Annotated in this window: 1 protein-coding gene; it reads right to left on the bottom strand. The window is 72.7% G+C overall.

The window, feature by feature from the left end; translation table 11 throughout:
• A partial coding sequence (locus ABT085_RS46130) for a beta-ketoacyl synthase N-terminal-like domain-containing protein (protein WP_351623174.1) occupies positions 1–1792 on the bottom strand: 1792 nt, incomplete at both ends.

Here is a 1792-nt window from a genome sequence, read left to right on the forward strand (position 1 = left end):
GAGGACAGGCCCGCGTTCGCCAGCGCCTGCCGGATCACCCGCTGCTGCGCCGGACCGTTCGGAGCCGTCAGACCGTTCGACGCACCGTCCTGGTTCACCGCCGTACCGCGAACCACCGCCAGCACCCGGTGCCCATTGCGACGGGCATCCGACAGCCGCTCCACCAGCAGCATCCCCGCACCCTCGGCCCAGCCCGTACCGTCCGCCCCGGCGCCGAACGCCTTGCACCGGCCGTCCGCCGACAGCCCACGCTGACGGCTGAACTCCACGAACGTCGAGGGAGTCGCCATGACGGTGACACCGCCGGCCAACGCCATCGAGCACTCCCCGCTGCGCAGCGCCTGGACCGCCAAGTGCAGCGCCACCAGCGAGGACGAGCATGCCGTGTCGACCGTGACCGCCGGACCCTCCAGGCCGAACGTGTACGAGACCCGGCCGGAGGCGATGCTGCCCGCGCTGCCGCTGCCCAGGTAGGCGTCCATGCCCTCCGGAGCGGTCGTCACGCGCCCGCCGTAGTCGTGGTACATCACGCCGGCGAAGACACCGGTCCTGCTGCCCCGCACCGTCGCCGGGTCGATCCCGGCCCGCTCGAACGCCTCCCAAGACGTCTCCAGCAGCAACCGCTGCTGCGGATCCATCGCCAGCGCCTCACGCGGCGAGATCCCGAAGAAGGCCGGGTCGAACTCTGCGGCCTCGTGGAGGAAGCCGCCATGCCGCACATAGGACTTGCCGGAGCGGTCGGGGTCCGGGTCGTAGAGGTCCTCGACGTCCCAGCCGCGGTCCTCGGGGAAGCCCGAGATCGCATCGCCGCCGGAGGCGACTAGACGCCACAGGTCCTCGGGCGACCGCACGTCACCGGGGAACCGGCAGGCCATGCCCACGATCGCGATCGGCTCGTCAGTCCCGGTCACCGTGGCGACCGCGGCCTCGGACCGCTCCTGGACACCAAGCGTCTCGGCCAGCAGGAAGCGGGAGAGCGCGACGGGCGTGGGATGGTCGAAGACCAGGGTCGCGGGGAGCCGCAGCCCGGTCGCCGCGTTCAGCCGGTTACGGAGTTCCACCGAGGTGAGAGAGTCGAAACCGGCGTCCTGGAAGGCGTGTTCCGGCTGTACGGCCTGGGACGACGCGTGGCCGAGCACGGCGGCGACCTCGGTGCGCACCAGATCCAGCACCACCTGCTCGCGCTCCGCCTCCGGCAGCCCGGCCAGCCGCTCCCCCAGCGATCCCTTCGGCGCGGTCCGCGCCGCGCGCCGCGCGGTGCCTCGTACGGGTCCGCGCATCCCTCGCAGGACCGGCGGCACCGTGCCCTGCAGCCCGCCCAGGTCCAGCCGCAGCGGGGCGACGACGGCCCGGTCCAAGGTCAGGGCCACGTCGAACAGCCGCAGTCCTTCGCCGACGGCCATCGGGGCCAGGCCCACCCGTTCGAGCCGGGCGAGGTCCGCCCGGCCGAGCCGGTCGGCCATGCCGCCGCCCTGCTCCCACAGACCCCACGCCAGCGACGTGGCGGGGAGCCCTCGGGCGCGGCGGGCTTCGGCGAAGGCGTCGAGGAAGGTGTTCGCCGCCGCGTAGTTGGCCTGTCCCGCGCTGCCCAGGATTCCGGACACCGAAGAGAAGACGACGAACGCCGACAGGTCGCTCGTCAGCTCATGGAGGTTGAGCACGGCGTCGGCCTTCGGACGCAGCACCTTCTCCATGCGCTCCGGGGTGAGCGTGGCGATCACGCCGTCGTCGAGCACGCCGGCCGTGTGCACCACGGCCGTGACCTGCGTACCGGACAGCACCTCGGCGAGAG

This window comes from Streptomyces sp. NPDC002265, assembly GCF_040296125.1.
Lineage (GTDB): Bacteria > Actinomycetota > Actinomycetes > Streptomycetales > Streptomycetaceae > Streptomyces.